Below are 25,952 nucleotides of genomic sequence, written 5' to 3'. Positions count from 1 at the left end.
CATAGGTATCTACACATTTATCGTGATACCTGTTATTACTTTGCAGAATGATTTCAACCTATCTGTTGGCGGGATTGACTCTCGCCTTACCCGCCGATATCAGACGCTGGTTAAACAGCATATGACGCCCGCGGCTCTTCTTGCTTCTGCGGTTAAAGACCTCGCAAGTGCTCAAAAATCAACTTTCGCAACTACCCAAGCTGTCTGGCGTTTTCTGAATAATAAGCGAATTAGCTTCAGTCAACTCAATGAGCCAATTATTTCGCTAGCACTTGAGCAAATTTCGCTTAGCCCGCATCCATACGCTCTCGTTGTTCATGATTGGTCACGTTTACAATTTCTTTACCATCATGCCAAATACGGACGCTTAAAAATGACGCACGGTGGCGATGTTGGATATGAACTTCAAAGCAGCTTGCTGGTTGATGCTGGCACGGGTTTGCCAATAGCGCCTCTATCTCAGACACTTACCGATGCAACCGGTTGTCATTCAACGTTGGCGGAAGGACTGTCCGAACGGCAGACACATATGGACGCCTTGACGACCGATATTGCCCGTGTGGAATCGCTTAATATAGGTAAAAAGCTGATTCATATAATTGATAGAGAGGGTGACTCTATTGGACATATGCGGACGTTGAGTACTCAAGGAATATGCTGGCTTATCCGAGGAAAAGAAGGACATGGTGCAGAGTGGCAAGGTAATTCATTGAAAATTGGTGAGATTGCTGCTCTTCTGCCATACAACGGATGCGGACAGGTAGACTGGAAAGGGAAAAAAGCTGATATGGAAATCAGTGAAACCTCGATAGTCATAACCCGAGCTGCGCAGCAGAAGCGTAAAGATAAAGAAACCGGCCGCCGCATAAAAATCCAACCTGGAGAGCCTCTGACGGTCAGATTGGTTGTTGTTCGGCTTACGGATGATCTCGGTAATGTGGTGGGACGCTGGACGCTGCTTACAAACGTTTGCAGCGAGATCACCTGCGAGGAAGTAGCTCGTTGGTATTACTGGCGCTGGAATATTGAATCATTTTTTAAGTTGCTGAAAGGTGCCGGACATGACGTAGAAACATGGCTTCAGCGCAGCGCGCCAGCCGTACTACGCAGGTTGTTAATAGCCAGTATGGCTGCTGTTCTGGTATGGCGGCTGCAACGCGCTGAAGGAGAAGAAAATGCGGCAGCCCGCCAGCTGATATGTCGCTTGTCAGGACGACAGCAAAAGCGAGGCCGCAGAGAGAGCGCTCCTGCTCTGCTCGCTGGCCTATCCATCTTGTTGAATACACTAAAATTATTATCGGAATATAGTCTGGAAGAACTTACTCATTTAGCGAGAGTTGCTCTTAAGCCTCCTCCCTGATGTGTAGATACCTATGCCTTCGAGCACCTGCAATGACTGCTCCAGGCGCTGTTCGATGGCCGAATACAGTCGCGCCTTTTCGGCGCGCGGCGATGACACCAGCGAGTCGCCCGGAAACATCCGCGCGATTTCCATGCGGGGCGGCGAAGGCAATTGGTAGGTTCTTAGCAGATCCACCGCCGCCGGCAAATCGACCTTGTTGATGGCTACGCTGTAACCGCTTTTACCGTGATCCGCTTTCTCGGCGGCGATGTTGTTGCGCTGCAGCGTAGCAATGACCTCATTAGCCTGCACCTGGTCGAGGCCTTTGAGCAACGCCTCCTCTTTACACGCGCTCAGTAGGGCGATCATCATGGCGCCGCAAGCCAGGCGTCTGTTGCTGTTCATGCGCTTAGCAAGGTCTTCAACGTCTGGGTGGCTTTACTGGCCATCGTGGATGTCAACAGGTGAACTGTGTCGTAATTTATGACATGGTTTTGCAGCTGCATCATGGCCGTCAGGCCCAGGGGCGGCGGTTGAAGCAGCACGGTCCTGGCATGGTGGCTTTTGGCCATGCCATCGGCAAGGAGGCGCTCAAGCCGATCACCCAAACCTTGAATCCCCCCCTGCGGCGTGGAGAGACTGTAAGAACTCGAAAGAGAGTTGCCCCGCACAAGGGGACTGAGGCTTTTGTACATAATCTGTTTTCCTTTGAGAGTGGGAAAAATCGCCCGCTTCGTCGTTAGCGCATGTTGCGAATAATTTCACGGGTGAGCTCACCCCTCGACCTAATCATCGTTGTCTCTCTAAGGACAAGATTTTTGAAACTATCCTCTTGCTGCTGCGCAATCAACGCCTCCATTGGTTCAATGTCCTTGTGATTCGCCGCTTTGGCGGCCTTATCGTATATCGACTCAAAATGATTGTCATACTGACTGCCGTTGCCAAGGTATCTGTTCAAGCCACCCATGCTTATGTTATCGAAAATGCTCACACTTTTTATCTCCTTATCAGTGAGATGACGACGGGGTGAAACACCAGTGCCCGGCGTTGGGTTTGACAAAGTTCTGCTGACCATAGGAAAAAGATTTTCCCGCTATGGGATCGTCTTTCAGTTCGACGGTAAACTGCACATAGTTACTGCTCCACCGCTGCTTGAAAGCCTCCACGTAGCGACGGATCCGCTGGCGCTCACCATCCTCCAGGGCGCCGTTTATCACGAACGTGACGCTGTCGGGGTGATCGACGCGCGCATAGCCGATCGCCAATTGCCGCAAACCGTTTTCGGCATCGCTTGCCACGGCGTCGTCATCCAACTGGTCGAACGAGATTTGCCGCGCATAGGGCAGTATGTCCAGCAGCGCCGCTGCTCAACCGCTCCTGCTCCGCTGGAGAGAGAACTGCCCGCTGTCGGCTGAGAATCAGCTGAGGCGCGGACGGATCGTCGATGTGGATGCGATGTAGCCCCAGCCAGGGATAGTACCGTCCGAGCCATTCATGCACCCGCCTGCGCTCGTCATCGCAGCTCACCACCTTCACCGCGGCGGTGGGGGGATGACGTACCAGCGACTGACGGCCCCAGGCGGCATCACGCTCGCTGTTGGCCAGCATGTACATGCTGCCGTCCTTGCCGGGTAATAGCTGGAACCTGCCGTGTTCTCCGCTAAGCTGTTTGCCCAGGGCGGCGGCATCCTCATGCCCGGAGGTCGCGTAGTATTGCAGCAAGAAACCCGCGCCAACCGCCACGATCAGCGACAGCAGGACCATGGCGCCCTTGCGTCGCCGCCCCACCGTCTTGACGGGCGCCGGCGTCTCCTGAAAGCCCAGGATTGCTTCATCCCACGCCGCAGCAGCCGGTCTAACCGCTAACGCCTGAGGGCCGGCGAACAACACCCGATTCGAGACAAGGGGTATTTCGCTGATGCCGTCATCGTCTAAAACGCGCAGCGCGCTTTTATCCGGCGCAGCGGTATCAATAACAATTTCAAAATTCACGCCGCCCTGATGATGCGGAATAAAAATCGTCTCCGGCGGCAGGGAAGGCGGCTCATATCGCCGATCGGACTGCGCCTTACCACCTGTGACAAATAAGGTAACGGGCGCGCTGAGGCGATATTCGCATCCTTTAAGCGAACCATTCAGCAAGCGGAGTACGAAACCGTCCCGTGACAGCGACCCACGATCGTTTTCTTTATTCATCATCCATAATATTTATCAACACCTTAGCCTGCGATGGAATTAATAATAAGTATACCTTGTTCATCGGCCAAACTTCATGATGGAAATCTGATAAATTATTATTGCACGCGAGGAATTATTGCCATCAGAGAACAAATTATCACTATAGCCGACATAATACGACAATCATGACGGGCGTTCATCGCTGCAATTTATTATTTACCCGCCAGCCCCTTGCCATCGTGGTAATTTCTGCAAATAATGCCGGTACGACTCCAGGCTGTTTTCCAAAAACTCCAGCACCGAGGCGGCGCTGCTAAACGCCCCCGGCTGCGCCTGGTAGGCATTATAGGCATCGCCGGCGATAGGCCCCATGATAAACATTGCCAGCATGAGCGCGATACCGTTCAGAGTCAGGTTGGAAGGCACCTGCTGCAGGCCCAGAGCATTACGCACCATAACGAAAACAATGGAGAATTTGATATAGCAGGTGCCGGAGGCAATGATAAAAGGCAATAGGGTTGCCAGTGCCAAAATCCCGATAAGTCCCATGTCATTGGGCAGGTCGAGATTAGCGGTCATAACGGTTATCCAGCGACAACTCCATCAATTCCACGCCCAGACGATCTTCTAGCTGTACCAGTTCGCCGAGCGCCAGCAGATGTCCGTTGGCGCGTATCTCGATGTGTTTTTCGCCCTCGGGATCCAGCTCCAGCACTTTACCCTGGCGAAATTGCTGGATTTCCCCTAACGACAGATAACGACGCTGCAAAATAAACTCCAGCGTTAGCGGCAGGTTAGCCAGCGGATCCGCCGCCGCATCATCGCCCAACGCTAACCGCTCCGCCGGGATTGCCCCTGCGACGCCGGCATCGGAACCCGACTCGCCAAGGGACCCCGGGCCCGCTGGCGGCTGCGGTATGCCAGGCGCCGCGGCGACAAGGCCCTCACGCGCCTGCGCATGTCCCGCCGCTGCGGCGTGGGAGACCGGGTGGGAATGACCGGCGGCATGTGCATTGCCGGACGAAGCGGCAACGCCGGCCGCGGCTGAAGTAAAATCGGGCGAGCGTGTAATAGGGCCGGCCACCAGCGCGCCATCATCGTTATCATTGGCCTTCATGCTGATCTTTCCTTCCTGTTGTAAATAAAAACCGATCGGTCGCCCCTGGCATTTCACCTGACGTGTGACTCGCGAGATAAGCAAGACGTCGCCAGACGCCAACTGGCCGCGCATCGTCGCCGGAAGGAGACTGCTGCCAATCACCCATTCCACGACCAAGGGTACGCCGGACAAGCAGGGCGCACCGGCGGCGGGCAGCTTGGGTAATGGCGCGTTGAAGTGTGTCAGCCAGACCGGGCATTCCCGCGCAGGCAGACACAGACAGGGGGCGTCCCCGGCCTGATAGTGCACAAGCGGACCGATCTCCAGGGCCCGGCCGGACAATACCGGTGGCTCAAAAGACACAGGCTGGGGCATGGCCTCTATTAGTGTCTGGATCTGGCGTTCGCTTATGGCTTCGCGCGCCAGCGTCGCCAGCTGCGGACTGTGCCAGCTCAGCCACTGGCGCGGATCGATAAGCCCCCGCCAATGCTCGTCGCCAATAGACAGATAAACGCCTTCGGGGGGACAGCGCAGACGGACGGTCATGCCCAGGGCGTTCCATGCCGCTTGTAGCTGACGCCAGTGGCCGTCGGCGGGTGTCAGTCTGCGTAACCGGAATGCTTTCACGTCGGCGCCTCCGGCAGCGGCGGCGGTGCTGTCGGGACATTCATCAGGCGCACGCCCGACGGCGCGCCCGAGAGATGTGCCGTCAGGCGATCCCGCACCTGATGGCTGGACGGGATCAGCCGATAGCCGCCTTCGTCGTTCGCCGCCTGGACCTGTACAAATTCTCCCTCGTCGCCGTGAAAGCGGTAGATCCACTGCGTGACCTCAGTCACCCTTTCCTGCCGCACAGGCGCCGGCAAGGGCTGCGGCTCCCGCCGGCGCGGTGACCGCCACTTCTGCCGGTCGCTGACGCCCCGAGGATCTGAACGCTCGGCAAGCGCGGCGGACATCAGCAGCGGATCGGCGGCACGCTGCAGCGTCAGCCATTGGCTCTGCTCTAATTCTCTGGTCAGCGCGTTCATCAACGCTTCCGCCGCCGATCGCGACTCCGGCAGCGCGACGGGCGCGCACAGTTTACCCGCGCCGAGCGGGGTCTGTGCCGCAGCACGGATGCGCAGGAGCAATAGCGTTGACCGCGTTGCGCGTTGACCGCCGCCGTGCTGGCGCCCTTTGCCGGCCAGGAGCGACGCAGGCTTGCGGCACTGCGTCTTCGGTCGATACGAAGACGCCTGCTCCCCCCAAGCGGGCGGATGCACCTCCAGCGTATGATCGTTTGTGTCGGCGTCCCGCCCACATTGATGATCCCCATCGCCGCTCGACGGTGGCGCGCCCCAGCGCTGTAGACCCACACTCTCTGGCGATGAGGCAGAAACTCTCTCCTCCAGCGGCGTAATGGCCGCGGACGCCGCCGTTACCGACGGGCAGTCCTTTATCCTCGCGAGCGGTTCCATGTCATCATCTCCTCTGTTTCTGTCTCCTGCCGGTATAATTGCGTCAGCCGATGGGCCTGTCGGTGTCGCTCAAGCCAGCCATCGTATTTTTCCCGCTTCCGCTGCCATGCGCGCTGCTGGCAAAGCGCGTCGCGCTGCTGCTTGTCCAGCGCCATCACGTCCTGCTCCAACTGCCGCTGCCGGTCTGCCAACTGTCGGTTTTCCTCGCGCCGCACCATCAACCGCCGCTGATGTAGCATCAGGGCGCGGTGATCCACCACCCCTTGCGGCCACGTCAGTGCCATTTGCCGCACCAGTGCCTGCTGCTGCTCCGCCAGCGTCCTGAGCCGTGCGATAAGCGTCTCCCTTTGCCGCGCCAGTGCCGCAAGGGTCGCGGCAAATGTCTGCCGGCGCTGCTCGCAGCGCGCGCGGAGCCGTTCGATATCACGCCTCAAACGCATGCATTAACCTCAGCGTCTGGCCGTACTCCTCCGCCTGGTCGGCGTCCTGACGCAGATAGTCCCAGAGCAGCTGTTTTTTCGCCTGCGCACGGTCATTTTCCGCATTATCGCCAGGGCGGTATTCGCCTAAATCAATCAGGGTCTGCATCTCTTCCAGCCGGGTCAGCAGACCGCGCATGGCGCCGGCCAGCGCCTGTTGACGGGCGTCCGTCACCTGCCCTGCCACGCGGCTGGTGCTGCGCAGGATATCGATAGCGGGAAAGTGATTCGCCGCAGCCAACTTGCGGCTGAGATAGATATGGCCATCGAGAATCGAGCGGATTTCGTCAGCGATGGGGTCCGGTTCGTCATCGCCCTCCAGCAGCACCGTATAAAATGCGGTGATACTGCCGGCAGGGCTGTTGCCCGGCCGCTCCAGAAGACGGGGCAACGCGTCAAATACCGACGCGGGGTAGCCTCTCCTGGCCGGCGCTTCCCCCGCGGCCAGGGCCACATCCCGCAGCGCGCGGGCAAAGCGGGTGAGGGAATCGAGAAACAGTACGACCCGCCTGCCTTGATCGCGAAAATATTCCGCCACCGTTGTCGCCACCAGCGCGGCGTTGCACCGTTCCAGCGAGGAGTAGTTGGAGGTGGCATAGATCAATACGCATTGATGCCGGCGGGGGGAAAGCCGCAACGCCTCAACGAATTCGGTCACCTCGCGGCCCCGCTCTCCTACCAGTCCGATAACGAACACTTCGGCGTCAGCCTGGGCTATCAGCTGATGCATAAGCAGCGTTTTGCCGCAGCCGGCGGAGGAGAAAATACCCACGCGCTGGCCGATGCCACAGGTCAGCAGCCCGTCAAGCGCGCGGATACCGGTGATAAATGGCTGCCGTACCCCCGCACGCTGGCGATAGTCCGGCGCGGGCGCGTCGATCGCGCGCAGTTCAGTGCTGCAGCCGACCGGCGCCGGCGCCAGGCGCTCGCTGAGCTGTCCCGAGGGCTGAATGATGGCGCCGAGCAACGCGTCGCCGACCGCTACCCGCAATGGGCCGCCGGTGGGATGGAGCAGCATCTCCCGCGAAAGGCCTTGCGCGGCGCCGATAAGGCTAAGCACCGTCCGCTCACGGTGAAACCCCAGCACCTGCGCGTAGGCGATGACCTCGCGCGAACGCCAATGACGGCGGATCTCACAGATTTCGCCCACCGCCACCTCCGGCAGCGCCGCCTCAATAATAGGCCCCGACAAACGCAGGGGAAGCGCCTGTCGTCGCAGCATGCGCAGCGGCCGCTCCATTCAGCGCAACGCCTTGGTGAAGCGTTCCAAACGCTCAAAGAAGCCGCTAAGGGCACTGGCAAAATTTTGCTTGTTCTCCAGACACCACGGCAGCAAAAGCGCCTTAAGCTCCAAATAATTTTCGTTTTCGGCCAGAGAAAAATGGCCGCCGCGAATATACTCCGCACCTTCGAGCAACTCTTTTAACAACCCGTACGAGCATTGTTCAAGGAGGGGATCCTGGTATTCCGCAATGCGCGACCACAGCCAGATATCGTCATCGCTGCTGCTGATATAAATACTTGGCATGTCATTAAAATCCAGCGCAATCGTAGAGTGGCTATCGAAACTTCCCAGTAAGCTGGGATCGCAGCCGCTGTCCAGCAGCGCCTCACGCACCAATGCCGCAATATCAACGTACATGTCGTTTTCCTCTTGGTTTAAATTGTTTTGATGACATTTACGGTAATGCTGTCCGTTAATTCACCGAATGACAGCACTTCAAGATCGCGAAAACGATGTTGAATAAGTGACTTGATAAAACGTCGAATATCCGCTGCCGCCAGCAGGACAATATCGCGTTGGGCGATGGGCAGGCTTTCCAGGGCGTTGGTAAACAGCTCCATCAATTCTTCCGACACTTGCGGCCCGAGATTGAGAAAGGTGCCCGCCGAAGTGGTATGGAGGCTGTCGCGGAGCGTTTCCTCCACCTCCGGCGACAACATGATTACCCGCAGCAGGTTATCGACGGCGAATTGGTGGCAGATATAGCGCGCGAGCGCGCAGCGTACGTGCTCCACCAACGCGGATACGTCTTTTTCCCGCGGCGCCCACAGGGCCATCGCTTCCATAATAAGTTTCAAATGACGGATGGAAATGCGCTCCATCAACAGCCGCTGCAGCAGTTCGGCAATGCGCTGCACCGTCGCGTGGCGCAATACTTCTTTAAGCAGATCGGGCGCATGGTTTTCCATTTTGTCCAACAGATGCTTGGTTTCCTGCACGCCGAAAAATTCGTTGACGTGGTGAGTCAGCATCACCGCGAAGCAGTGATAAAGTTCATCTACCGCCGGCCGCAGCACGCAGCCGGCGGCAAGCAGCTTCTCCCGGTCGTCAAGCGCCGCCCACACCGCGTCCTGCTCCTGGTGTAAAACCACACTGGGCGGACAGGGACGTTCGCCGGGTATCACGCGGCGCAACCTATCGAGATGGACGGTAAATGCATCAGCGCGGATTTCATTGAGCAGTACCACCACCGTCCGATCGTCCGTATGTTCACAGGGGCGCAGCATCAGGGGCGGCAGAGCGACGCCGAAGTCGATAAGGAACTGCCCACGCAGCCGTTCGCATAACTGCTCTTTTTCCAACCGTGCATAATTGGTGCGCGACACCTGCAGGATTACGGCCAGCGCCTCGGGCATCATCCGTTCTGGATAGCCGCCGGCCAGCTGACCGTCCCCTGTTCCGGCGTGCAGCGTCATGCCGCCGGCGTAATCTGCCGTCGCCGGCAGCGGGACGACGCGGGTTTGCCACTGACGCATCAGCAGCAAGGTGCCGAGCGCCATGGCCAGCATGACAAACACCGGCAGCGGGAAGCCGGGCAGCATGCCGATAAATAACGCCAGTACGGCGGTAACCAGCAGCACGAAGGGATTTCCCAGCAATTGCTGCATGATATTGCGGCCCAGATTGTCGCCATCACCGTTGACCCGGGTGACGATGAGGCCTGCGCTAATCGAAATCAGCAGCGCCGGAATTTGGCCGACCAGACCATCGCCGATGGTTAGCAGGGTGAAGGTGGACAGCGCCTGCGACAGATCCATCTGATGTTGATTCATGCCTACCGCGATACCGCCGATAAAGTTGACGAAGGCGACGATAATGCTGGCAATCGCGTCGCCTTTGATAAATTTCATTGCGCCGTCGAAGGCGCCGTAGAGCTGGCTTTCACGTTCCAGCACACTGCGCAGCTGCCGGGCCCCTTCGGCGTCGATAACGCCGCCGCGCAGGTCGGCGTCAATGCTCATCTGCTTGCCGGGCATGCCGTCCAGGCAGAAGCGCGCGGCCACCTCGGCGACGCGCTCCGAGCCTTTGGTGATGACAATGAACTGCACCACGGTCACGATGGCAAAAATGACAAACCCCACCACCAAATTATCGCCGATCACAAACTGGCCGAAGGTGGCAATGATCTCACCGGCATCGGCGTCGGTCAGGATAAGCCGGCTGGTGCTTATGGTCAGCGCCAGCCTGAACAGGGTTGTTATGAGCAGTACGGCGGGAAAGGTCGAGAAACTCAGGATGCGATCAATATAAAACGCCCCCATGAAGACCAGCATGGCGATCACAATATTCAGGCCAATAAGAAAATCCACCAGATAAGTCGGCAGTGGAATTATTGGCATTGCTATTATTGTAATGACCAGCACCAGAATCAACAATTCGGGACGGGAATGAATGTGGTTTAAAAATCTATTAAGCACGTGAATGATCCATTTCGTTCAGCCAGATAGACATCAAGCAAAGACACGACGACTGCCGTCCGTTATTCCCCTCGACCGGCAAGCGCGTTATCCGCATTGCCGGCAGGCCACCCGCGCAACCCCAACAGCATTTATATTTTTTTAATAAATAATATGCATGATTAATATTAAATGCGATCACGAAATAAATAAAGGGCAGCGGTCTTTATCCCTACCGCGGCACGGTCTTTATCGGGTCGCGCGACAATATTGGGTTACCGCATAGGATATGCCTTGCTCACATTAACCATATTTACTCACCGCCGGGTAAACCGGCGCCCACATTCTCAGCTAATAAGAGTTTTCACCGTCGCGTTATCCGCCAACCGTCGCGTTATTTCGCCAGTCAGTGCTGGCTGGCGAGGTAATTATCGGCCCAGTCCTTGAGTATTCCCGCCTGGCTGCGCGCGGCAATGGAACGGGCAAACGCGTCGGCGTCTTGCTGCAGCGGCTCAGAAATTTCCCGCGGCTGGATGAGAAAAATTCTGACCATATTGGCTTGTTTATCGATGCGATGGCGAAACAACCCGCCAATCAGCGGTAGCGACCCCAAACCGGGCAACCGGTCGCGGTTATTCCTGATCTCGTCGCGGGTATAGCCACCAATCAGCAGGCTTTTTCCCCGCGGCACGCGCGCGACAGTGCTGATATGGGGCCGTCCCACTTCCGGCAGGTCGTCAGGCCCGGCATTACGCTGCTGCCGTGCGACCTCGCCGCCGTCTTCGATGGTCAACACCATCTCAATCTGATCGTCGCCGGAAAACCGCGGCAGAACGCTTATCATGGTACCGTAGGTGACTTCGCGCAGCTCAACGCTGCGTTCTCCCAGCAGCCGCGTATAAAACGTCCGATTGTTGTCGAAAATCGCCGGTACATTCTCCTGGGTCAGGATAATCGGCCGCGACACGATGTTGGCGCGGTGTTTCCGCGCCAGCGCCAATATCGATGCGACAAACCGGGTGCCGTCCAAGGCGCTATAGGATCCCTGATTGAGCGTGACGCCACCCCGCTGGCCAATGCGGGCACCGCCCTGCCAATCGATGCCGAACTGATCGAGATCGCTTTTCTCCAGATCAATTATCCATAACGATAACTCCACATGGCGCTTCGGAATATCCAGTGATCGCACCAGATTGCGTACGAATTGGACCTGACGACCGCTGCCTTTGACCAGCAGGCTGTTATTGCTGGGATTGGCAATGACCTGCACCGGCCATGACGACAGCGGCTCCGCGTCTTGTTCCGCCCGCGCCTCCGCCGCAGGCAGCGGGACCTCCGCCGGCATTAATGGAACTGGAGCGTCAGCCACAGCCAACCGCCCCTCCCGTCTCATTAGTCGTTCGATCACCGTGGCGATACCGGGAATGATCACCTTCTCGCCGCGCAGGGCATAATAGCGATCGCCGACAAAGGTATAACTTAGGGGGATGACTTCGGCCTGCTCGCGCTCGTGAATCCCGTCCGGCTCCTTATCCAGCAAGCGGGCCGCATTTTCCACCAGTTCGATATACACCGGCGGTCCCGAAAGATAAAGGATCCGTCCGCCAGACTCTCCCCGCAGCGGATAGCGCGGGTCGTGCAACTGGGCCTGCTGGAGAAAATGGCGCAGCACCGCCGGCGAAATGGTGCGCAACGCCACCACCGCATGACGCATTTCGCTGGCGTCATAAATGTAGATAGCCTGACCGTCGCTGTACCACATCAGCCCCATCTGTTGGGTAATGCGCGCCAGTAACGCCCGCGGATCGGCCAGATCGAACTCGCCGCTAATCTGTTTACGCGCCGCCAGCTTGCTGACAATGACCGGCTGGTTGAGGCGCGCCGACAACGCGTCGAAAAATACTTTTACGCCGTCTTTGTTTGCCACATAGCCGTCGCCTTGTCGGGGTAACTCCGCCGCCCGCGCGCCAGCGGGCTGGCCGGCACCAGCCAGTAATATTACGCAGAGCAAGCCGCGGCCTATCAGAGCGATGTTATTCATTGTTCCGCTTTCTTGTTGATCATATTCCATATCCCGCGGGGGGAGACCCCAAAGGCGTCCCTGACATCGTTGGAGAGGTGCGAGGACGAGGCATAGCCATAGCGCATGGCGACCTCGGTAAGGCTTTGCCGCTCTTCGACCATATCCAGCAGCGCCCTGGCGATACGCCAGCCGCGCAGCTCATTTTTAGCCGAGTTTCCCAGCGCATTGCGACACAAGCGGCGGAAATGGGAATAAGACAAGCCGTAACGCGCACCCAGAACGTTTAACTTCCCGTTATTGACCGATTCATTTAATAAAAACCGTATTAGCCAATAGCATTCCGTCTGGCGTAAAAATACCGCTAGCGCGTTCATCTGGGACGGCGAGCTCTGGTAATTCCCCAGCATCCACTGCTCTATATCGGCACAGGTGCCAATATTCGGGTAATCGTCCAATTCGACCTGCGCCCACTGCTGCTGGGCGTAATCGACCTGGACGCCACGGGACTCGTCGATAAATACCTGCAGTTTCGCCAGCGCGAACAGCGGCAATTCCTGGTGCCGCGCCGTGCCGGCGCGCAGCGCCAGATTCAGGCGCTGCATTAATAGCATGCCGCGCCAGCCGGCGGATAATGTCAGACGCGTCGATTCATTCGCCCAGCGAACATGAATATCGCAATCACCGTCGGGAATTTCCAGCAACCAGCATTTGGGCTCCGAAATATCCTGCTGATGGTGTTCGTTCAGCAGCGAAGCGGGAGAGACAATGATTTCTTTGCTCATCATTATCTCAGTTCGCTTTTGCTTAATATTCATAGTCATACATTGCCTATCTCTTCTGAAGAAATCATGATGAAAATATGACTCACGGTGGGAAAGAATTGCAAAAGTCTCTCAATGTCAAAGCGCTTCACAGCATGCCTGACGCGTGATAAACGCTCTCTCTCATTGCCGGCATTGGCGAACAGGACGTTCCGTGAGGGCTACTTGGATTGTGCTGCGAAATAATGCGCCCGCCCCCAGGATGCCTTGCCCGGCACCGTGCCGGCTTCGCCGACGCAGCCGGTTCATTTTCTTATTTCGTCCTGACCCGGCCTATATGCCCCACCGGACTCCGTCTCCGTCGTGTTCCCCACCGCCAGTCCCATCGCTTTCATACCTGGCAATGCCCCTAAAATCATGGGCTTCAGCGTTTGCAAAAAGCGGCCATCGCTTCCCAAATGCACTTTGGCCACCCGTTCGCGCAGCAGTACCAGATGATCTTCGGCGCGCATCAGCTCGATACGCAGCGAGGGTGCGCCACCCAGGTTTAGTTCGTAACCGGTGAGGTAATAGTCGGGCCGGATTTTATCCAGCAATTGCAGCGTGGCATCCGTCGTGCGGCAGTTCATGGTCAGTGAGGTCGGCAGTACATGCAGCCCCAGCGGCGAGCACGGAGCAAGCTGCTGTACGATGGCATCCTGCAGACCGACTGTGTCGATATCCCCGGCCAGCCGGAAGGGAAATACCGCCAGCACGCAGCGTGCCGGCATACCGGGCCGGGCGGGCAAAATGCGCGTCACCGGTAAGGTAAACCGATAGCCTTTACCATAGACGGTATCGATATAGCGGCGATCCTTCTCTTCTTGCAAAATACGTCGTAATACGTATATACAACGCGTCAACGACTCTTCACCGACATTGCCACCATACCAAACCTCATGAATAATCTGCGCCTTAGTCACCAGCTCGCCGGCGGATTCCAGCAATAAACTCAGCACCCCGAGTTCCTTGGGGGATATGCTGAGCCGTTTGTCTTTATGAAACAACACACGGGAGGAGTTCAGCAGAAAATCGCCAAAAGCGTATTGGACGGGCGGCAGAGAATTTTTGCCTCCGCCAGCCGGGCCGATGGGCGCTAAGGGCGTGCATGCGTAAGACGCCTGATCTTTTTTCAGAGCTATATCCATCCTTTAATATCTCCTGTTGCCCGATAAACTTCTATTTCATTATTTCATCACGGAATAGTGTCCAGCGTAGCTCATGGCAAATGCATCATTCTTCAATGCGACCCTTAATTCGCCACTAAAAATAATGATTATTAATCTTGGGACTTAACGAATAAACCCTCATCTAATTATTAAAGGTTATAGTAATGACTTAAACCAAAGATAAACATCCCGGCCTATAACCCGCCGGAGAATCGAGAAATTAAAAAGTAATTAACCCGGTATTTCTGTGAATGGATGATGCAATTAAACCTACTCAGAAACATTACCCATTTACTTTATGCAAATAAAATAATCTATTTTAATATAATTATTTATTTTCGGCGACCGGCAGGTGTGTTATCCACCAAGGTAATCCGCGGGGGGGCCTTACCCCTGAGTGGATCTGCACGAACGGCGGGCGAGAAGTGATGTCCAAGGCCGCGCTGGCAATGGTCGCCGCGTAACTTACGCTCGGGTCGCCGGGTGCGTATCAAGGTGTTCAGGACGTTGCGCAGGTCCTTGCCGCCGGCATGGGCAAGCGCTCAGTGCGATGCGTTTACGACGCTGTCTTACACCAACCCCCTGCTCCGTTTGACGAGCGCCAGGTTGCCGCGTCTGACCATTATGCCCCGAGCCGCTATACTTGGCATGCCCAGGTGCTCCGGCGCGGGCCGCCGGGCGTTAGCGCGCTAAAAGGCGCAGCAGGATGTTTCTCTTGTTGCCGCGTCTGGCAGGTTGAAATCCCTGCGGCTGAGGAGCCTTAGCACCACGTTACGCGGCGGCGGGCGCGGTACGGCAAATGAAACGCTTTTTGACGAAACGCTTACAGAATAAGCATCCGAATTACTTTAATCTGTTAAGATAACACGATTTTAACCGGAACTGGCCAGCCCCATCCCATGAGAAGATATTCAAAGCAGACGATTAAATGGCGTAATGTTTTAGTGGTGGTTTTTGTACTGTTAATAGTTGCCGGCCTAGGTTACTACCTTTTCGCTCACCGCGGCGGTGGCGACGCGGCCCCAGCCGGCAGAGCGGGCGGCATGAGAATGGGTATGGGCGGTCCGACAGCGGTACACGGCGGTGTTGCCAGACAGGCGGACGTTCCCGTCACCTTGTCGGCCCTGGGGACGGTGGTGGCAAACGCCAGCGTCACCGTCACCAGCCGGGTGGATGGCCAGTTGCTCAAAGTCTATTTTACCGAGGGGCAAAAGGTCGAGCAGGGGCAGTTGCTGGCGCAAATCGACCCGCGCAGCTATCAGGCCAGTCTGGCGCAATATCAGGGCAGTCTGGCGCAAAACCAGGCGCTGTTGAAAAGCGCCCAGCTGACGCTGGCGCGTTACCAGAAACTTTATGCGCAAGACTCGCTATCGCGTCAGGATCTGGAAAGCCAGACCGCTACCGTGGGGCAATACGCCGGAGCAATCAAATCCTATCAGGCGCAAATCGACGCCGCAAAATTGGATCTGGAATATGCGCGGATCACCGCGCCGGTCAGCGGCCGGGTCGGGCTGCGGCTGGTGGATCCCGGCAATATGGTGCACAGTAGCGACACCACCGGCATCGTGACGATTACCCAGACCCAGCCTATCGCCGTCACCTTTAGCGTCCCGCAGGCTAATTTACCCACGCTGTTGCAGGCGCTGCATCACGGCCAAACCTTGCCCGCCACCGCGTTAGATCAGGATGGTACAACGGTGTTGGCAGAGGGAGAGCTGAATTTTATCAGCAACGAAATCGACAGCGACACCGGCAGTATCAAGCTTAAGGCCATGTTCGCCAATAACGATGAAAAACTCTACCCCAACCAATTTGTCAATGTGCGCTTGCAAACCAACGTCCTCAAGGATGCGACGGTTATCCCCGCCCAGGCGTTGCAGTTGAGCAGCGATGGGGATTTCGTCTACGTCATCAAGCCGGATAATAGCGTCGAACGCCGTCAGGTCAAGGCGGGGCCAAGCTTCGGCACCTCTCTGCAGGCCGTTCTAACGGGTGTCTCGCCGGGGGAACGGGTGGTTACCGAAGGCATCGACCGGTTGAGCAATGGCGCAAAAGTGACGATTGTCAGCGACAATGATAGCGGCGGCGGCAGTGCCGTCGAGAGCGGCGCGCCCGGTAGCGCCACCCGTGTCAAAGGCAGCGCCGGCACAACGAATAGCGGCGCCACGGGCGGTAACGGTAATGCAGGTCCGGCTGACGGCACGACCGGCGAGAACGGCACGGCGCAAGGCGGTAGCAGCCACTCTACCGGCAGCGCGGCGACGCAGCGCGCCTCGACCACCGGCGGTAACGACGGCGCCGCACAATGAATCCTTCCAGACTCTTTATCGAGCGCCCGGTCGCTACCATTTTGCTGATGATTGCGGTGCTGATTTCCGGGCTGTTCGCCTACAAAATGCTTTCCACCTCGGCGCTGCCCCAGGTGGATTATCCCACGATCCAGGTCACCACACTGTACCCGGGCGCCAGTCCTGATGTGATGGCGTCGTCGGTCACCGCGCCGCTGGAACGGCAGCTCGGCCAGATGGCCGGTCTGAGCCAGATGTATTCCACCAGTTCAGGCGGGGCATCGGTCATTACCCTGAAATTCTCTCTCGATTTGTCGCTGGATGTGGCGGAGCAAGAAGTGCAGGCGGCAATCAATGCCGCCAACAGCCTGCTGCCGAACGATCTGCCTAATCCGCCTACCTATAAAAGGTTAACCCGGCGGATACCGCCGTAATCACCCTGGCGGCGAGCTCGGATACGCTGCCGCTGATTCAGGTGCAGGATCTGGTCAATACTCGCCTGGCGCTGAAACCGGCGTCGGCATGGTCACCCTGGCCGGCGGCCATCAGGCGGCGATTCGGGTACGGGTGGATCCCCGCGCGCTCGCGGCTCACCACCTGACGCTGGAAGATGTCAACACGCTTATCAGCAACAGCAACGTCAATACCGCTAAAGGCGGCTTTGACGGCCGCTATCACTCGATTACCATCGACGCCAACGATCAGCTGCGTACCGCCGCCGAATACGGTAATTTGATCCTGACGTATCAGGACGGCGCCGCGCTGCGGCTGAAAGATATCGCCCAAATCGAGGAGGCGGAGGAAAACACCTTCCAATCCGCCTGGGCCAACCGGAATCCGGCGATTGTCATCAGCGTCCAGCGCCAGCCGGGCGCCAATGTTATCCAGGTGGTGGATAATATCAAAGCGCAGCTCCCCACGCTGCAGGCGGCGCTGCCGGACGGCGTCAAAATACAGATCCTCTCCGATCGTACCCAAACCATTCGCGCCTCTATCAGCGACGTGCAGTTTGAGCTGATGCTGTCCATTGCGCTGGTGGTGATGGTGACCTTTCTTTTCCTGCGTAACATCGCCGCGACCCTGATTCCCAGCGTGGCGGTTCCGCTGTCGCTGGTGGGCACCTTCGGCGTCATGTATCTGGCCGGTTTCAGTCTGAATAACCTGTCGTTGATGGCGTTAACCATCGCCACCGGTTTTGTCATTGATGACGCCATCGTGGTGGTGGAAAATATCTCGCGCCGGCTGGAAGAGGGCGAAACGCCGATGCAGGCGGCGCTTAATGGCTCCAGACAGATAGGCTTTACCATCATCTCGCTGACCTTTTCACTCATCGCGGTATTAATTCCGCTGTTATTCATGGGCGATGTGGTCGGACGGCTGTTCCGGGAGTTCGCCATTACCCTGGCGGTGTCGATTCTGGTGTCGATGTTGGTGTCGCTCACGCTGACGCCGATGCTTTGCGCCTATCTGCTGCGCCATATCCCCGAGGCGGAGCAAAGCCGTTTTTACCGCAAGGGCGGCGAGATTTTCGACCGGCTTATCGCCGGCTATGATCGGCTGCTGATAATCGTGCTTGATCATCAGCGCCTCACCCTGCTGGCGACCCTGGCGTTGACCGCGCTGCTTTATCTGGTGGTACCAAAAGGTTTCTTCCCACAGCAAGATACCGGTCTGATTCAGGGGGTGACGGTCGCCTCGCAGGATGTGTCTTTCGGCGAAATGACCCGACGCCAGCAGGCGCTGGTGGATGATATCCTCAAGAATCCACAGGTGGAAAGCGTCTCCTCCACCGTCGGCATCGACGGCAACAATACCAGCCTGAATAGCGGCCGCCTGCAAATCAACCTGAAACCCTTTGCGGATCGCGCCGATGTGATTATCAAACAGCTGAAAGAGGCCACCCAACAGGTCGCCGGCATCACGCTATATCTGCAATCCTCACAGGATCTGACGGTTAACGATCAGGTGACGCCCAGCCAATACCAATTCACGCTCGACGATGCCGATAGCGAAAATCTGGTGAACTGGACGCCGAAACTGATTGCGCGCCTGCAGCAGGAGCCGGAATTCAGCGATGTGGTCAGCAATTTGCAGGATCAGGGGCAAACGGTGTATGTGGAGCTCAACCGCGACGCGCTACGGCATCACCGCCGCGGATGTCGATACCGCGCTTTACAACGCTTTCGGTCAGCGGCTGGTGTCGACCATTTTCACCCAGTCCAACCAGTACCGGGTGGTGCTGGAGGTCCAGCCCAAGTACCAGCAATCGCCGGCCTCGCTGGATGATATCTATCTCGCCGCCAGTTCCAGTTCCAGTTCCAGTTCCAGTTCCAGTTCCAGTTCCAGTTCCAGTTCCAGTTCCAGTTCCAGTTCCAGTTCCAGCTCCAGCTCCAGCTCCAGCTCCAGCTCCAGCTCCAGCTCCAGCTCCAGCTCCAGCTCCAGCTCCAGCTCCAGCTCCAGTTCCAGCTCCAGTGCCAGTGCCAGTGCCAGTGCCAGTGCCAGTGCCAGTGCCAGTGCCAGTGCCAGTGCCAGCTCAAGCTCAAGCGCCAGCAGCACGACGGCGATGGTCAAACTGACTTCCATCGCCACTGTCCACCGCCGCACGGGTTCCCTGGTTCATGTCAGGCTAAATCAGTTTCCTGCGGTCACCGTATCCTTCAACTTGAATGACGGCTACACAATTGAAGACGCGCAACAGGCGATTGCCAAAGTGAGTCAGTCCCTTGAGCAACCTGCGAGCATTACCCTGCGCTATCAGGGGGAAACCTCGGCGTTCCAGAGCGCCACCGGCAATACGCTGTGGCTTATCCTGGCGGCGTTGCTCACCATGTACGTGGTGCTTGGTATCCTGTATGAGAGCTTTATTCATCCGGTCACCATTCTTTCCACCTTGCCTTCGGCCGCGGTCGGCGCGCTGTTGACGTTGCTGCTCGCCGACACCGAATTCAGCCTGATCGCCCTGATAGGCGTCATCCTGTTAATAGGCATAGTGAAAAAGAATGCCATCATGATGATCGACTTCGCGCTGGAGGCGGAAAATAAGCATCACATGACGCCGCGCGAGGCCATTCATCAGGCCTGCCTGCTGCGTTTCCGGCCAATTCTGATGACCACGATGGCCGCCTTGCTCGGGGCGCTGCCGTTAATGCTGGCGCACGGCTCCGGCGCCGAGCTGCGCCAGCCGCTCGGGCTGGTGATTGTCGGCGGTCTTATTTTCAGCCAGGTGCTGACGTTGTTCTCAACACCGGTGATTTATCTGTGGTTTGACGGCCTGGCGCAGCGCGGACAGCGTTACATGCGCTCCAAAAGCAGGCAAGCATCGCAATGAATATCTCACGGCTGTTTATCTTTCGGCCGGTGGCGACGCTGCTGCTCACGCTTGCCATTTTGTTGCTCGGCTTGTTGGGCTACCGGCTGCTGCCGGTGGCGCCGCTGCCGCAGGTTGATTTTCCTATCATTATGGTCAGCGCCAGCCTGTCGGGCGCCAGCCCAGAAACCATGGCGGCGACCGTGGCCACCCCGCTTGAGCGTTCGCTGGGCCAGATAGCCGGTGTCACCGAAATGACCTCCAGCAGCAGTACGGGGTCGACGCGGATTATTTTGCAATTCGAGCTCGACCGCGATATCAATGGCGCCGCCCGCGATGTGCAGGCGGCCATCAATGCCGCACGCAGTTTGCTGCCAAGCAGCATGCCGTCGTTACCCACCTATCGCAAAGCCAATCCGTCCGATGCGCCTATTGTTATGTTGGCGCTGACTTCCAACACCCGCGCCAGCGGCGAGTTATACGATCTGGCATCCAGCACCATCCAGCAAAAGATCGCTCAGGTGCAGGGGGTCGGTCAGGTGTCGCTGCTCGGAAGCGCGCTGCCTGCGGTGCGCATCGATCTGCAGCCGCAAATGCTGAACCATTTGGGGATTTCGCTGGACACGGTACGCAGCGCCATTGCCAATAGCACCACCAATCTGCCCAAAGGAATGTTGCAGGGCGAACGGACCTCGTTTCTGGTGGACAGCAACGGGCAGTTAGACAAAGCGCGGGATTATCGTTCGCTGATTATTACCTATATCAATGGTACCGCCATCCGCCTTAGCGATGTCGCCACCGTCATCGACTCGGTGGAAGATAAATACAACATCGGCTATTACAATCAGAACCCGTCGGTGATGATTGGCGTCACCCGCCAGGCCGGCGCGAATATGCTGGAAACCATCGACGCCATCAACGCCGCGCTACCGGCGCTACAGGCGGAATTGCCCGGCGATGTCGAGCTACATAAGGTGGTGGATCGTTCGCCCACCATTCGCGCCTCGCTGTACGACACCGAAGAGACGCTGCTGATTGCGATTTTCCTGGTGATCGCCGTGGTGTTTGTCTTTCTGCGCAACCTGCAGGCGGTAATCATTCCGGCGCTGGCGTTGCCGGTATCGCTTATCGGCACCTGCGCGGTGATGTACCTGCTCGATTACAGTTTGGATAACCTGTCCTTGATGGCGCTTATCATCTGCACCGGCTTTGTGGTCGATGACGCCATTGTGGTATTGGAAAACATCACCCGCTATATCGAAGAAGGCCTTGGACCGGTACGCGCCTCGATCAAGGGCGCGCAGGAAGTCGGTTTCACCGTCCTGGCGATGACGCTGTCGCTGGTGGCGGTGTTCATTCCCATTCTGCTGATGGGCAGTATTGTCGGTCGGCTGTTTCGGGAATTCGCCGTCACGCTCACCGTTTCGCTGTTAATTTCGATGGTCGTGTCGCTTAGCCTGACGCCGATGCTGTGCTCACGGCTGCTGCGGCGCAAACCGCCGGTGAGCAAACGCCCCAACCGGGTCTATTTGCTGATTGAGCGCGGTCTGGCCCGGCTGCTGGCGGGATATGCGCTGGCGCTGGGCTGGGTGATGCGCCATCAAAGGCTTACGCTCTTCAGCCTGGTGCTGACCATCATGCTCAACCTTTTTTTATACGGCGTGGTGCAAAAAGGGTTCTTTCCCAACCAGGATACCGGCCTGCTAATGGGGATGGTGCGCGCCGATCAAAATATTTCGTTCCAGGCGATGAAACCCAAAGTGGAAGCGATAGCCAAGCTTATCCAGCAGGACCCGGCGGTGGATGGCGTGATGTCGTCCATCGGCGGCGGCGCCTTCGGGTCGCGCAACAGCGGCACCTTCTTTGTGCGTCTGAAGGATTATGACAAGCGCAGCGATAGCGCCACCGAAGTCGCGAACCGGCTGACCAATAAGTTTCGCAACGAGGCGGGTATGCAGCTGTTTTTGATGGCGGCGCAGGATATCCATATCGGCGGACGCAGCGCCAACGCCTCATATCAATACAGCCTGCAGGCCGATGATCTCAATCTGTTGCGCGTCTGGACGCCCAAGGTGAAGGCGGCGCTGGAAAAACTGCCCGAGCTGACCAGCGTGGACGCCGACAGTGAAAACGGCGGTCAAGAGATCATGTTGAACATCGATCGCGATAAAGCCACCCGGCTGGGGGTGAACGCCGATATGCTCGACGCGATGCTCAATAATTCATTCAGCCAGCGCCAGGTGGCGACAATCTATAAAACCCTGAATCAATATCATGTGATTATGGGATTAAACGAAGCTTATACCGGCGATGCCGAAGTACTGAAAAAACTGTTTGTGGTCAACGATAACGGTGAAACTATACCCCTGTCGGCGTTCGTTACCTTCAGCAGCGCCAACGCGGCGCTGTCGGTGGCGCATCAGGGGCAGTCCGCCACCAGTACCGTCGCCTTTAATCTGGCCGATGGCGTGTCGCTGAAACAAGCGCAGACGGCCATCAAGGACGCAATGGTAAAAATTGCCCTGCCCAGCACCATTCAGGCCGGTTTCCAGGGGACCGCCAAAGCGTTCGCCGCGCTCGCCGCGTCCATGCCGTGGTTGATCCTGGCGGCGCTGGCGGCGGTCTATATCGTGCTCGGCGTCCTGTATGAGAGCTATATACATCCGCTGACGATATTATCCACCTTGCCTTCGGCGGGCCTGGGCGCATTGCTGCTGATGCTGGCAACGGGTACCCAACTGACGGTAATCGCCTTGATCGGTATCTTGCTGTTGATAGGGATTGTGAAGAAGAACGCGATCATGATGATCGATTTTGCCCTGGCGGCCGAACGCACTCAGGGGTTGACGCCGCAGCAGGCCATCACCCAGGCCTGCCTGATGCGATTCCGGCCGATAATGATGACCACGCTGGCGGCCTTTTTTGGCGCGTTGCCGCTGGCGCTCGGCAGCGGTGGTGACGCGGATCTGCGCAGCCCGCTGGGTATGGCCATCGCCGGCGGGTTGGCCCTGAGCCAGCTGTTGACCGTGTTTACCACACCAGTGGTTTATCTCTATCTTGACAGACTTAGCCGCAAAAGCCAGCGCGCCTGGCATCGCTTACGGAAAACCGGCACGGCATGACGCCGCTTGAAGAGTGAAACATGACAATGAAAGATACACACCGCGCACTGAAGTTGCTTCCCCTGGCGCTGGCCTTGACGCTGGCGGGCTGTAGCGTGGGACCGGACTATCACCGACCCGCGACGGAGGTGCCGCTGCAGTACAAAGAAGCCAAGGGTTGGACCCGGGCGACGCCGCTCGATCAACTTAGCAAGGGCGAATGGTGGGCGGTTTACCGCGATCCGGTCCTGTCCGACCTGTTACGTCAGGTGCAGATTTCCAACCAGAACGTCGCGCAATATGAGGCGCTGTATCGTCAGGCGCTGGCGTTGGCGCGGCAATCCCGCGCCGGTCTCTACCCCAGCGTCACCGGCACGGCGTCCAGCACCCGTTCGGGCAACAGCAGCGCGACCAGCACGAGTCATAGCGCCACCGCCAGCGCCAGCTGGGAGCTGGATTTGTGGGGCAAGCTGCGCCGCACGCTGGAAGAAAACCGGGCCAGCGCCCAGGCGAGCGAGGCGGAGCTGGCTAATATCACCCTCAGCGCGCAATCAACGCTGGCGCAGGACTATTTCCAACTGCGGGTGCTGGATCAGCAGTTGGCGCTTTATCAGCAAAGTATTACCGCTTATGAGCGTTATGTGCGCATCATCGGCAATAAATATCAGGCCGGCAGCGAAGGGCGCGATACGCTGGCGCAGGCGCAAACTACCCTTGAGAGCGCCCGCGCCTCCGCGTTGGGTGTGCAATGGCAGCGCGCCCAGCTTGAGCATGCGATTGCGGTCTTGATGGGCAAACCGCCTTCGGCGTTCAGCCTGCCCGCCGCACCGCTTATCGCCACCCTGCCCCCAATCCCGCAAGCGTTGCCGTCGCAATTATTGCAGCGCCGCCCCGCCCCGATATTGCCTATGCCGAACGCAGCGTGGTGGCCGCCAACGCCGCGATAGGCGTCGCCAAAGCGGCCTATTATCCCGATTTAACCCTGAGCGCCAGCGGCGGCTTTACCAGCTCGGCGTTGCACAATCTGTTGTCGTTGCCCAACCGGACCTGGTCGCTGGGGCCGGAATTGAGCGGTACCCTGCTGGACTTCGGCGCCACCAAAGCGCAGGTAGAACAGGCGGAGGCCAGCTACGATGCAAGCGTCGCCAACTATCGCCAAAAGGTGCTGGCAGGGTTCCAGGAAGTAGAAGATTATTTGGTGCAGTTGCAGACGCTGGAGAGCGAAATCGCGGCCCAGCAGCGGGCGGCGCAGGCGGCGCAAGAGTCGGCGCGGGTGACCTACAATCAGTACGAAGCGGGGATGATTGATTACCTCGATGTAGCCACCACGCAAAATACCAGCCTTTCCCAGCAGCAGAGTGTGCTATCGCTGCAAAGCACGCAATGGGTGGCCAGCGTCCAGCTGATCGTCGCCCTCGGCGGTGGCTGGCAGGCGCCGGAGGAATTCGCCGCGCAGTAGCGAGTCGCCTCGTCAGGGTGCAGGCCAATGGCTCGGGTCATAGCGCGCCGGTTGCTAGGGCCCAGAACAAGCAGGCCCCTGCCTTAACCAGTCGCTATCAGGCGTGTTCGGTGGCCTGCGCACCGCTCATCTGGCGGCAGGTTTGGGTTAACGTCGGCCAGACGGCCATCAGGGTGGTGACAATGCCGTTGAGATCCTCCTCGCTGGCGCCGTCACGCGCCTGGACCGACATCCCCTGCAGCGTGCAGGCGAGGTATTTCGCCAGTACGGCACAGTCGGTGCCGGCCGGCAGTTCCCCCTGCTGTTGCCGCGCCTGCAAGAAATCCAGCAGCGTATGCTCTTGCAAATGATGACGCGAACTCAGGATCTGCGCCACTTCGTCTGACGACGCGGCCAACGCCGCCGAGGTACAAATAATGAAGCAGCCGGACGGCAGGCTCTTATCGGTAAACATACCGGCGGCGGCGCGGTAAAAATCCTCGATGGCCTGGGTGACGGTAAAACCGGGACGCGCCAGCAGGGCCTTACCCTTCTCGGCGAACTTGGTCACATAACGTTCCGCCGCGGCGCGGAACAGCCCTTCTTTATTACCAAATTCCGCATAAAGCGTAGGCGCCTTGGCGCCGGTGGCTTCGACAAGATCGGCAAGGGATGTCGCTTCATAGCCATGACGCCAAAACAATTGCAACGCCTGGTCCAGGGCAGCTTCACGGTCGAATTGTTTCGGACGCCCGCGCCCCTTTTTGACACAGGCGGCTTGATGGTCGCTCATAGATCCTCTCTTGCCGAATGGGTGAAAAAATGCACTAAATTAATGGTCATTATAAAAAATACTCACCCCCATGTCGAGGGGCTTTTTGCAATATGTGCGCTGCGCGCAAGATTATATTAACGCTCATTAAAATATTGTCTTGCCTGGACGGCCGTTGCGGTCTATCATTTAGTTATCAAATGTTAATTATTTATCCAACCGCCATCCTTCTGACGGTGAAGTCGTGAGATAAATCCATGAAAAACATGAAATTAGTTATTTTTACCGTCGCCCTCAGCCTGCTGTCTTCACAGGCGCTGGCCGTCGGCCTGCCCTCTCTGGCAAAGGCGTTGCCTGGTACGCTTGTTGCGGCATCGAGCCCTAACGTTATTGCCCTGAATTCTGGCGAGCCGGGAGATAAAGTGAACGGCGATCGTTCCCCGAGCTACCCACCGACATCCTTGTCGGGACAGCGCAATATGCATGGTACCGGCGTCATCTATAACTAAACCCATACCCGGCATAGCCGGGGATTCCGCTGTCTGCATGTTGACCGTCCAACAGGGCGGTCTTTTTTTAGGGGCAGCGTTGAGCCTGCATGACGCCTTAAGAGGCAAGCAAAGAATAATGCAGGTTATCGCGGCAATAAACGGTGGCTAATACGCCATGACAGAATAAATTAAGACTCTTCCTTATATCTTGATCATTGACTTTCAAAGGTTAATGATCCCCAACTGATCATTGGGATGTTACCGGTGAGTTTGTACTCTGCCTTAAGCTTACAGCTTGTACGTCAGATTAAACCCTGGTGACATATT

The 25,952-nt window shown here is 57.5% G+C and carries 18 protein-coding genes and 5 pseudogenes; 7 read left to right on the top strand and 16 right to left on the bottom strand.

What is annotated here, in order from left to right:
* A partial coding sequence (locus CINSTRO3249_RS01855; RefSeq protein WP_254304262.1) for a flagellar biosynthesis protein FlhF occupies positions 1-1,360 on the top strand: 1,360 nt, incomplete at its 5' end.
* Here CINSTRO3249_RS01855 and CINSTRO3249_RS01850 read toward each other — a convergent pair.
* The 15 genes and pseudogenes from CINSTRO3249_RS01850 to CINSTRO3249_RS01785 form a co-directional block, all read right to left on the bottom strand.
* Positions 1,328-1,747: a hypothetical protein gene (locus CINSTRO3249_RS01850; protein ID WP_305781682.1), complete on the bottom strand. Its 420-nt coding sequence runs from the start codon at positions 1,745-1,747 to the stop codon at positions 1,328-1,330. The two genes, CINSTRO3249_RS01855 and CINSTRO3249_RS01850, sit on opposite strands and share 33 nt — an antisense overlap.
* Positions 1,744-2,037: a hypothetical protein gene (locus CINSTRO3249_RS01845; RefSeq protein WP_074011932.1), complete on the bottom strand. Its 294-nt coding sequence runs from the start codon at positions 2,035-2,037 to the stop codon at positions 1,744-1,746. The genes CINSTRO3249_RS01850 and CINSTRO3249_RS01845 overlap by 4 nt, the downstream gene beginning before the upstream one ends.
* Positions 2,038-2,081: 44 nt before the next feature.
* Positions 2,082-2,333: a hypothetical protein gene (locus CINSTRO3249_RS01840; RefSeq protein ID WP_074011931.1), complete on the bottom strand. Its 252-nt coding sequence runs from the start codon at positions 2,331-2,333 to the stop codon at positions 2,082-2,084.
* Positions 2,334-2,349: 16 nt separating this feature from the next.
* Positions 2,350-2,655 carry a PrgH/EprH family type III secretion apparatus protein gene (locus CINSTRO3249_RS01835; protein ID WP_254304275.1) on the bottom strand — a complete coding sequence of 102 codons (306 nt, stop codon included), beginning with the start codon at positions 2,653-2,655 and terminating at the stop codon, positions 2,350-2,352.
* Positions 2,648-3,541 (bottom strand): PrgH/EprH family type III secretion apparatus protein, encoded by an 894-nt coding sequence (locus CINSTRO3249_RS16165; protein ID WP_084790091.1) that lies wholly within the window; start codon positions 3,539-3,541, stop codon positions 2,648-2,650. The genes CINSTRO3249_RS01835 and CINSTRO3249_RS16165 overlap by 8 nt, the downstream gene beginning before the upstream one ends.
* Positions 3,542-3,766: 225 nt before the next feature.
* A pseudogene (locus CINSTRO3249_RS01830) lies at positions 3,767-4,081 on the bottom strand (EscR/YscR/HrcR family type III secretion system export apparatus protein); the annotation flags it as partial.
* Between the two features lie 7 nt (positions 4,082-4,088).
* Positions 4,089-5,246 carry a FliM/FliN family flagellar motor switch protein gene (locus CINSTRO3249_RS17380; protein WP_217265362.1) on the bottom strand — a complete coding sequence of 386 codons (1,158 nt, stop codon included), beginning with the start codon at positions 5,244-5,246 and terminating at the stop codon, positions 4,089-4,091.
* Entirely contained in the window at positions 5,243-6,076 is an 834-nt protein-coding gene (locus CINSTRO3249_RS01820; RefSeq protein WP_125933096.1) for a hypothetical protein, read from the bottom strand. Before CINSTRO3249_RS01820 ends, CINSTRO3249_RS17380 begins: the two co-directional genes overlap by 4 nt.
* Complete coding sequence (locus CINSTRO3249_RS01815; RefSeq protein ID WP_074011928.1) at positions 6,055-6,516, bottom strand: hypothetical protein; 462 nt, start codon at positions 6,514-6,516, stop codon at positions 6,055-6,057. The genes CINSTRO3249_RS01820 and CINSTRO3249_RS01815 overlap by 22 nt, the downstream gene beginning before the upstream one ends.
* On the bottom strand, positions 6,500-7,795 hold the full coding sequence (gene sctN / locus CINSTRO3249_RS01810) for a type III secretion system ATPase SctN (protein WP_074011927.1): 1,296 nt from the start codon (positions 7,793-7,795) through the stop codon (positions 6,500-6,502). The genes CINSTRO3249_RS01815 and sctN overlap by 17 nt, the downstream gene beginning before the upstream one ends.
* On the bottom strand, positions 7,796-8,197 hold the full coding sequence (gene spaK / locus CINSTRO3249_RS01805) for an SPI-1 type III secretion system chaperone SpaK (protein WP_074011926.1): 402 nt from the start codon (positions 8,195-8,197) through the stop codon (positions 7,796-7,798).
* A 17-nt stretch (positions 8,198-8,214) separates the two neighbouring features.
* Positions 8,215-10,257 (bottom strand): EscV/YscV/HrcV family type III secretion system export apparatus protein, encoded by a 2,043-nt coding sequence (locus CINSTRO3249_RS01800; protein ID WP_074011925.1) that lies wholly within the window; start codon positions 10,255-10,257, stop codon positions 8,215-8,217.
* Between the two features lie 385 nt (positions 10,258-10,642).
* Positions 10,643-12,277 (bottom strand): type III secretion system outer membrane ring subunit SctC, encoded by a 1,635-nt coding sequence (sctC, locus tag CINSTRO3249_RS01795; RefSeq protein WP_074011924.1) that lies wholly within the window; start codon positions 12,275-12,277, stop codon positions 10,643-10,645.
* Entirely contained in the window at positions 12,274-13,080 is an 807-nt protein-coding gene (locus CINSTRO3249_RS01790; protein WP_084790090.1) for a helix-turn-helix domain-containing protein, read from the bottom strand. The genes sctC and CINSTRO3249_RS01790 overlap by 4 nt, the downstream gene beginning before the upstream one ends.
* A gap of 245 nt (positions 13,081-13,325) precedes the next feature.
* Positions 13,326-14,207 carry a winged helix-turn-helix domain-containing protein gene (locus CINSTRO3249_RS01785; RefSeq protein WP_074011923.1) on the bottom strand — a complete coding sequence of 294 codons (882 nt, stop codon included), beginning with the start codon at positions 14,205-14,207 and terminating at the stop codon, positions 13,326-13,328.
* Between the two features lie 920 nt (positions 14,208-15,127).
* On the opposite strand from CINSTRO3249_RS01785, the pseudogene CINSTRO3249_RS01780 reads away from it, so the two are divergent.
* The 5 genes and pseudogenes from CINSTRO3249_RS01780 to CINSTRO3249_RS01765 all read left to right on the top strand — a co-directional run.
* Positions 15,128-16,291 (top strand): annotated as a pseudogene (locus tag CINSTRO3249_RS01780) (MdtA/MuxA family multidrug efflux RND transporter periplasmic adaptor subunit); the annotation flags it as partial.
* A gap of 242 nt (positions 16,292-16,533) precedes the next feature.
* A pseudogene (locus tag CINSTRO3249_RS01775) lies at positions 16,534-18,941 on the top strand (efflux RND transporter permease subunit); the annotation flags it as partial.
* 135 nt (positions 18,942-19,076) lie between these two features.
* Positions 19,077-19,844, top strand: a pseudogene (locus CINSTRO3249_RS17950) (efflux RND transporter permease subunit); the annotation flags it as partial.
* Positions 19,841-22,945 carry an efflux RND transporter permease subunit gene (locus CINSTRO3249_RS01770; RefSeq protein WP_074011921.1) on the top strand — a complete coding sequence of 1,035 codons (3,105 nt, stop codon included), beginning with the start codon at positions 19,841-19,843 and terminating at the stop codon, positions 22,943-22,945. The pseudogene CINSTRO3249_RS17950 and the gene CINSTRO3249_RS01770, both read left to right, overlap by 4 nt.
* Positions 22,946-22,965: 20 nt before the next feature.
* A pseudogene (locus CINSTRO3249_RS01765) lies at positions 22,966-24,383 on the top strand (efflux transporter outer membrane subunit).
* Positions 24,384-24,480: 97 nt separating this feature from the next.
* Here the strand turns inward: CINSTRO3249_RS01765 and CINSTRO3249_RS01760 are convergent.
* Positions 24,481-25,155, bottom strand: coding sequence for a TetR/AcrR family transcriptional regulator (locus tag CINSTRO3249_RS01760; protein WP_074011920.1), 675 nt, complete (start codon positions 25,153-25,155; stop codon positions 24,481-24,483).
* A gap of 236 nt (positions 25,156-25,391) precedes the next feature.
* On the opposite strand from CINSTRO3249_RS01760, the gene CINSTRO3249_RS01755 reads away from it, so the two are divergent.
* Positions 25,392-25,643 (top strand): hypothetical protein, encoded by a 252-nt coding sequence (locus tag CINSTRO3249_RS01755; protein ID WP_074011919.1) that lies wholly within the window; start codon positions 25,392-25,394, stop codon positions 25,641-25,643.
* Positions 25,644-25,952 lie beyond the last annotated feature (309 nt).

Source organism: Candidatus Sodalis sp. SoCistrobi (assembly GCF_900143145.1).
Taxonomy (GTDB): Bacteria; Pseudomonadota; Gammaproteobacteria; order Enterobacterales; family Enterobacteriaceae; genus SoCistrobi.
The sequence above is the reverse complement of the archived record's forward strand: the minus strand, read 5'-3'. Positions and strand labels throughout refer to the sequence as shown.

Excerpts from the sequence above, each read along its gene's own strand:
- CINSTRO3249_RS01790 (WP_084790090.1), bottom strand. The coding sequence starts at position 13,080 with ATGACTATGAATATTAAGCAAAAGCGAACTGAGATAATGATGAGCAAA.
- sctC (WP_074011924.1), bottom strand. The coding sequence starts at position 12,277 with ATGAATAACATCGCTCTGATAGGCCGCGGCTTGCTCTGCGTAATATTA.
- CINSTRO3249_RS01770 (WP_074011921.1), top strand. The coding sequence starts at position 19,841 with ATGAATATCTCACGGCTGTTTATCTTTCGGCCGGTGGCGACGCTGCTG.
- CINSTRO3249_RS01785 (WP_074011923.1), bottom strand. The coding sequence starts at position 14,207 with ATGGATATAGCTCTGAAAAAAGATCAGGCGTCTTACGCATGCACGCCC.
- sctN (WP_074011927.1), bottom strand. The coding sequence starts at position 7,795 with ATGGAGCGGCCGCTGCGCATGCTGCGACGACAGGCGCTTCCCCTGCGT.
- CINSTRO3249_RS01845 (WP_074011932.1), bottom strand. The coding sequence starts at position 2,037 with ATGTACAAAAGCCTCAGTCCCCTTGTGCGGGGCAACTCTCTTTCGAGT.
- CINSTRO3249_RS01815 (WP_074011928.1), bottom strand. The coding sequence starts at position 6,516 with ATGCGTTTGAGGCGTGATATCGAACGGCTCCGCGCGCGCTGCGAGCAG.
- CINSTRO3249_RS01760 (WP_074011920.1), bottom strand. The coding sequence starts at position 25,155 with ATGAGCGACCATCAAGCCGCCTGTGTCAAAAAGGGGCGCGGGCGTCCG.
- spaK (WP_074011926.1), bottom strand. The coding sequence starts at position 8,197 with ATGTACGTTGATATTGCGGCATTGGTGCGTGAGGCGCTGCTGGACAGC.
- CINSTRO3249_RS01755 (WP_074011919.1), top strand. The coding sequence starts at position 25,392 with ATGAAAAACATGAAATTAGTTATTTTTACCGTCGCCCTCAGCCTGCTG.
- CINSTRO3249_RS01820 (WP_125933096.1), bottom strand. The coding sequence starts at position 6,076 with ATGGAACCGCTCGCGAGGATAAAGGACTGCCCGTCGGTAACGGCGGCG.
- CINSTRO3249_RS16165 (WP_084790091.1), bottom strand. The coding sequence starts at position 3,541 with ATGATGAATAAAGAAAACGATCGTGGGTCGCTGTCACGGGACGGTTTC.
- CINSTRO3249_RS01850 (WP_305781682.1), bottom strand. The coding sequence starts at position 1,747 with ATGAACAGCAACAGACGCCTGGCTTGCGGCGCCATGATGATCGCCCTA.